This is a genomic window from Veillonella dispar, from assembly GCF_937975875.1.
GTDB classification, from domain to species: Bacteria; Bacillota; Negativicutes; order Veillonellales; family Veillonellaceae; genus Veillonella; species Veillonella dispar_B.
In genome coordinates, this window is the sequence record NZ_CALJSP010000072.1 from 1 (window position 1) to 5,959 (window position 5,959).

General features: G+C 34.2%; 6 protein-coding genes. 2 read left to right on the forward strand and 4 right to left on the reverse strand.

What is annotated here, in order from left to right; translation table 11 throughout:
- Together Q7P05_RS03455 and Q7P05_RS03460 are read left to right on the forward strand one after the other, a co-directional pair.
- The coding region (locus tag Q7P05_RS03455) for a hypothetical protein (protein ID WP_303930461.1) at positions 1-415 on the forward strand (415 nt) is incomplete at its 5' end.
- A 70-nt stretch (positions 416-485) separates the two neighbouring features.
- Complete coding sequence (locus Q7P05_RS03460) at positions 486-1,082, forward strand: hypothetical protein (protein WP_303930463.1); 597 nt, start codon at positions 486-488, stop codon at positions 1,080-1,082.
- A gap of 117 nt (positions 1,083-1,199) precedes the next feature.
- On the opposite strand, the gene Q7P05_RS03465 is transcribed toward Q7P05_RS03460, so the two are convergent.
- The 4 genes from Q7P05_RS03465 to Q7P05_RS03480 form a co-directional block, all read right to left on the reverse strand.
- The gene (locus tag Q7P05_RS03465) at positions 1,200-1,811 is read right to left on the reverse strand and encodes an acetate uptake transporter (RefSeq protein WP_303930465.1); all 612 of its coding nucleotides are present in this window, start codon (positions 1,809-1,811) and stop codon (positions 1,200-1,202) included.
- A gap of 332 nt (positions 1,812-2,143) precedes the next feature.
- Positions 2,144-3,379 (reverse strand): threonine/serine exporter ThrE family protein, encoded by a 1,236-nt coding sequence (locus Q7P05_RS03470; protein WP_303930467.1) that lies wholly within the window; start codon positions 3,377-3,379, stop codon positions 2,144-2,146.
- 14 nt (positions 3,380-3,393) lie between these two features.
- A complete protein-coding gene (locus tag Q7P05_RS03475) occupies positions 3,394-4,797 on the reverse strand; it encodes a hypothetical protein (protein ID WP_303930469.1) in 1,404 nt (467 codons plus the stop codon).
- Between the two features lie 228 nt (positions 4,798-5,025).
- On the reverse strand, positions 5,026-5,685 hold the full coding sequence (locus tag Q7P05_RS03480) for an HAD family hydrolase (RefSeq protein ID WP_303930470.1): 660 nt from the start codon (positions 5,683-5,685) through the stop codon (positions 5,026-5,028).
- Between the last annotated feature and the right edge of the window lie 274 nt (positions 5,686-5,959).

Here is a 5,959-nt window from a genome sequence, read left to right on the forward strand (position 1 = left end):
AGATAAAAGTTCCATTAAAAGAGTAGAAGAGAATGAGTTTATTTATAAAGCACAGGCCGTTGTATATGAGGTTGAAAATAAAAATAGTTATAGACTTAATCCATATATTCATAAGGTTTTAGTTACATATCGATATGATATAAGATATACAGTAGCTAGCATATTGCGTATACCACAGTATTCACAAGATTATTCCTTGCTTATTTATGCCAAACAAGCTCGTTCTGGTATGAGATTGACTATGAATAGTATAGAAGACTTTAATTATGAAGGTATACCTTTTGCTAATTCTAATAATAGGGCAGAACAATATGTTGATGTATCTTTACGTGATCCTAAATATGTAGTGGGAAATTATATTTTTAAAGAAGCATATGGCACAAGTTTTGAAAATATGATACCAGTTAAGAACTAAATTAAAGAAAATTGTTTTATAGATCAAGTTACAATACAGTTAATATTACTGTTCAATGGGGGATGTATGTATGAAACGTTGTATTACATTACTAAGTTTAGGTTTGTGTTTAGCTGGGCCGATGTTTTCACACGCTAACGATATTAGACCTCTCATACATGTTACAAATGTACATAATGGCCAATATGATGAGGCGTTAGATGCAATTACAGATACCAAGTTTTATGGACCGTATCAATTTCGAGTATTAAAAGATGCGGTAGAAACAAAAGGCGAAACAAAGGATATAGACGGTAGAGTGTTTAGAACCTCTGATGATGTCTTTATGCATGTTAAGGCTAGATCTATTGATAATACAAGTACCTCTTTAGATAAAGAGATTGAAAAAATTGTTAAAGATAGAACGGTTCCTGAACCTACTGTAAAGATGGTATTGCCTATTAAGTATGATGTAACAGAGGTCAATAATGATGGTGTGCGCAGTTTACTAGCCGAATTTATGTATGGCTGGCCATTACATAATAGGACGGACATGGTATTAGTTACTGATTATGGGGACACTCGTTACTATTATAAGTTGCAGTTTTATAGAGACAAGCTACCAAATGGTGTTCGCATTGAGCAGTTGCGCCAAATGATTATGGATGCGCAGTTTAGTTATAAATAAGCTATATCGGGTTAGAATAATAAAGTAATCATACATAAAAGAGGTTCCTAATTGTCACCGTAGTGACGCATAGGAACCTCTTTTATCGGGCAAGTAATTTATATAGTTATTAAACTATTACAGAATGCTTTTACCCATAGGGAATACAGTTTTGCCGAATACTTTATTAACAAGTACAGCACCAGAACCGTAGAAGCCCAATAGGGAGATGAATAATTCAGACCATGCTGCAAGAGCGAAGAAGCCTGTTTTGCCGCCTAAGAATAGGTCTGTTGCTAGACCGAAGAATAGGAAGCAAATAAGTAGCATAATAGCGAATACAACTTTGTTTGTTTTCAAAGATGCAATAGTACCAAAGATAGAGAAGATTAAGAAGCCCACAAAAGCGAATGCCAATTGTGTTACGTCGAAACCTTTTTGAATTTCAGCTCCGAAGGAGCCCATTTGAATCAACCAAACGCCAGCCATTGCGGACCAGAATAAACCGTATGCACCGAATACAACAGAGCCGAATGGATTATTTTTCTTGAAATCAAAATAGCTTGCAATCAATTGGGCTAAAGAACCTAATAAAACAGCCCAAGGTATAATAACGGATGTTGTTGGGCCAGACCAGCCTACGCGGGACGTGGATACCACAAAACATACAATAGCTAAACCTAGTAGACCAAGACCTGTAGGATCTGCTACATTTTCACTCATTTCAACTTTTCTTACTTCATTTTCCATTTGTTTCTCAATTCTCCATTAACTAACTACAACTATACAGGCAAATCTCCACAGGTATATGTACTGCCATCTCCTATCAGCACTATGTGTACTGAATTGATAGATAACCTATGTGAAAGTACTGCCTCATAAATGTAACATATATCACATTTTTAAGGCAATAGATTTGGAATAGTAGCTATGCTTAAAAAGTATAACGTGAAAATTGAAATAAAGTTAAGAGAATAAAAGAAAAACCGCAAAAAATGAGAGGTTTAATATTTTAATTCCCATTTTTCTGCGGTTTTAAAGCTAAAATCGATTGATTTATATGTATTTGTTATAGGTTAATATTACTTACCAGTAAATAATCTTTTAATTAAATCCGGTTTCATATGTTGTACAATTACAATTGATATAGCAATTGTAAAAGCTATTAAAAAAGATTCTTTTGCGAAGCTAATGGAAATCGTTTCTTGTCCCATTAACATATAATAAATGGAGCGATAAAAACTAAGTCCTGGTAATAAAGGGAACAAGCTAGTCATTAGGAAGACTATAGCAGGGCATTTTCTTTTTACTGCCAGTACTCTTGAAGAAATGGTAATGATAAAACCACTGATGAATATGGAGAGCATAACATTAGACTGTAGTGAAGATAATGTTAAGAACAAGAACCATGAGATGAATCCTAATATTGTACAATCAATAAAATGTTGTTTAGCTACACGGAATAAGATTGCAAATGCTGTAGTACCAATACCAGCCATTATACTACGCATAAACATAGAGGTTAAGGAATTAGTATCTAAATTAGAGGTATAAAGAGGAATCATTTGTGTATTAAATAGTAATGATTGAACGGTTGCTACCCCCACAGCCATTGAAATACAGGTAAGTAACGCACCCATCATAAGGGTTATTCCTGTATTATAGTTATTCTGGCTATACTCTCTAATAGCATTGACGAAAGGAACTCCGGGAACAATGTCAATCATGGCTCCTAGTAATATAACTGATAGGTTGGATCCTAATTCAAAGTGGATAAAGAGATTACCCAATAAGGCTATTAGAATACTACCTAAAATGGTAATCAATACATCAGATCTAAGTATGCGTTTGATGGTACACAAATAGATACCTAATACCAAACCTATAGTACCGGCAATTATAGAGTCTGTTATAGAACTACCAATTGCATAGCTAAAGCCTGAAGCTCCTAACGTATAAGCTACTAATCTCCAAAAAAAAGAATAGTCTGACATGGTATCAATTTGATTAAGTTCACTTTCAATCTCCTCAATAGTAATATTTTTTTGTGTGATACGTCGGGAGAGAGCATTAACAGATTCAATTTTGCTGAGGTTAATATCGACTTCAGGAACGTTACAAATACGAGTAATTTCAGTTCCATCAGCTTTCTTAGCAGTTGCAAAAATACCTCTATTGGATACGTAGGCTTCTAAATCTTTAAAATTCATAGCTCGTGCTATGTAGTTCATAGTATCCTCTGTACGACTGATTTCGGCGCCACTGCTAAGTAGTATTTTTCCAGCTTTTAGTATAATTTCTAATTCCACACCTGTCATTATTTCCTCGTTGTTCATTTTACTTCATTGTTATTTATATTGGACTTTTTGATAGGTCTATCTTTAGAAGATTCAGTTGATTTTGATTCTTCCTGTTGTTCTTGTAGAATATTGATATTTTGATGTATAACTTCTTCGTCTATTGAGAGATGCTCTTCTACATAGTCTTTTAGCTCTTGAACTGTTTCCGTATTTGAAAGTATTTCTTTTGCTTCATTATGAATATCTTCTTTAAGAGATTTTGTATCTGCTTGACTAATATCACCTAATGTATGGAATAGTTCGCGTTCTTTTTCTGAAAGACTTTTGTGAGGACTATGTTTTTTTAATGATAAATGGAGCATCTTTCTTCGGAAGAGTTTTTCCATAATGATATCTTTACGATCACGGAGCCAGCCATAAATAAGAATAATTAGGAGTAATAGTCCCATATAACCGAGAATTGGGTAGAGGATACTAATCAAATCTTTAAAGCCAAAGAAACTACATATATATCCTATGATTACTACAAAAATAATAACAATTCTCATTCTTTTTGTGCTGCCGTTGGCAAAACGTCTAGCAATAGAATAAAAAAGAGAGAATGCTGTATTAAAAATAAGTGAAAAGACTGTGATTGCATATATATATGCTAGCCAAGGATGAATTTGATTGGCAATAGCAAGAATCGGCAAATCTGCATCTTTTACTGTATCTAGATTTGCAAAAATAGAGATAGCAGCTATAAAAACAACTAATCCGACTAATAGGCCACCACGAGTGCCACCTTTTTCTGCAATACCAATACGAACAACAGAACCACCTAAAATAAAGGCCATAGAAACAGCTGTCATAGCACATAGAGAATAATAATTAATGACAGAAAACCATACATTGCTTGTGGCTGGTTTGATTGTGTGGGCTATAGCCTCTAATGTAGTCCAATCATGACTTTTACCAATAAAAGAGTAGCCTGTAATGATGAATATCATAACAATCATGATAGGAGTAAAAACACCTAGAACACTGGTTATTTTGTCAAAGTTCATAAATGATACGGTTATGATTAAAAGTGAGCAAATTAATCCGCCAACCCAAAAAGGAAGTCCAAATTGTTGTTCTAAGTTTGATCCTGCACCGGCTATCATAACGAAGCCCATAATAAAACTACCAGCGATTAGTACAAAATCAAGTATTCTTGTAATAATAGGATGGGAAATCTGTGTAAAAACTTCTTCATGATTGTCTGCACGATAGTAGCTCCCCAAAGAAAGCATGATTTTACCAAATGCGGCATTTAATAGACCTAGTAATAGAACACCAATAAGACCTATTTGGCCAAAACTTATAAAATATTGTAGAAGATCTTGTCCACTCGAGAGTCCTGCACCTACAATAACGCCTATATAGGCAAATGCAATTTTCCATGATTGTTGCATTATATTTTCCTCCTTTCAAATATATTATTCAACATAATTTATAATTATATCATAAATTTAAATATCATACAATTAGATTGAGAGATGTGAATGAGAGCGCCCTAGATGAGTATTGGGGTTACAAGGGGTATAGAATATAAAAAATAGCATCAAAGATAATAATATCTATAAATTAGATATTATTAGTAGATCTATAGTTAAGGTCTTATCTTTGGTGCTAATTTCTCTTTATTTATTAAGTTTTTCTATAATCGTAGTAACATCCTCTGCTTTGCGGGCAATGTGTGTTACACCTAGTTCTTGGTGGAGAGATTCTTCTCTAAAGCCCCAGGTAACACCGATGCAAAGTAGACCAGAGTTTTCTGCAGTAGCTACGTCAACTTCAGAGTCACCTACATAAATAGATTCTTCTGGTGTAGAGCCTAGTTCTTTTAATGCTTGGAGTACCATATCTGGTGCTGGTTTACGTTGTAAGCCTGGTCTTTCACCGATGGCAACAGGTAAGCGATCTCCAAAGTATTCTTTGTTGAGAGGCGTTACACCTTCTTGGATTTTATTAGATACGATAGCCAATTTATAGCCTTTTTTACGCAATACATCAAGCATATCTAGAATGCCTGGGTAAGGAGCTGTTGTATCTTTTAAGTGCTCACCATAATAAGCTTTGAATTCCTCAATGTATGGAGCTAATTCGTTATCTGCCACAGAACTTGGTAAACATTGACGCATCAAGTACGTTACTGCATTGCCTAGTGCTGCCTTTACCTCTGCTAGAGACTTTTCAGGAAAGTTATGTGTACGTAGTACATGATTTACAGCATTTGCTAAATCTGTAGCCGTATCGAGCAATGTGCCGTCGCAATCAAAAACGATGGTTGTATATTTCATGGGGACCTCCAAATGTAATTACTAACCATTCTATTATATGACAGACAGAGAAACTTTTCATAAAAAATTGGACTATGTTACAATTAACGTACTATAGTTGGGACTTTTAAAATTGGAGAGATACATGATTCGTAAAATAATAGCACTTTCAGTATATATTAGCTTAATTACTGGTTTAGTAGGGGCTGTTGATGTTAATATTCCCGGTGCTGATCATAGAATTCCTATAAATGCTTATGAAAGTTATATACATAGTGATTCTTCAATTAAAAGC

Coding starts and splice junctions, on each gene's coding strand:
- Q7P05_RS03465 (WP_303930465.1), bottom strand. CDS start 1,811: ATGGAAAATGAAGTAAGAAAAGTTGAAATGAGTGAAAATGTAGCAGAT.
- Q7P05_RS03460 (WP_303930463.1), top strand. CDS start 486: ATGAAACGTTGTATTACATTACTAAGTTTAGGTTTGTGTTTAGCTGGG.
- Q7P05_RS03475 (WP_303930469.1), bottom strand. CDS start 4,797: ATGCAACAATCATGGAAAATTGCATTTGCCTATATAGGCGTTATTGTA.
- Q7P05_RS03480 (WP_303930470.1), bottom strand. CDS start 5,685: ATGAAATATACAACCATCGTTTTTGATTGCGACGGCACATTGCTCGAT.
- Q7P05_RS03470 (WP_303930467.1), bottom strand. CDS start 3,379: ATGACAGGTGTGGAATTAGAAATTATACTAAAAGCTGGAAAAATACTA.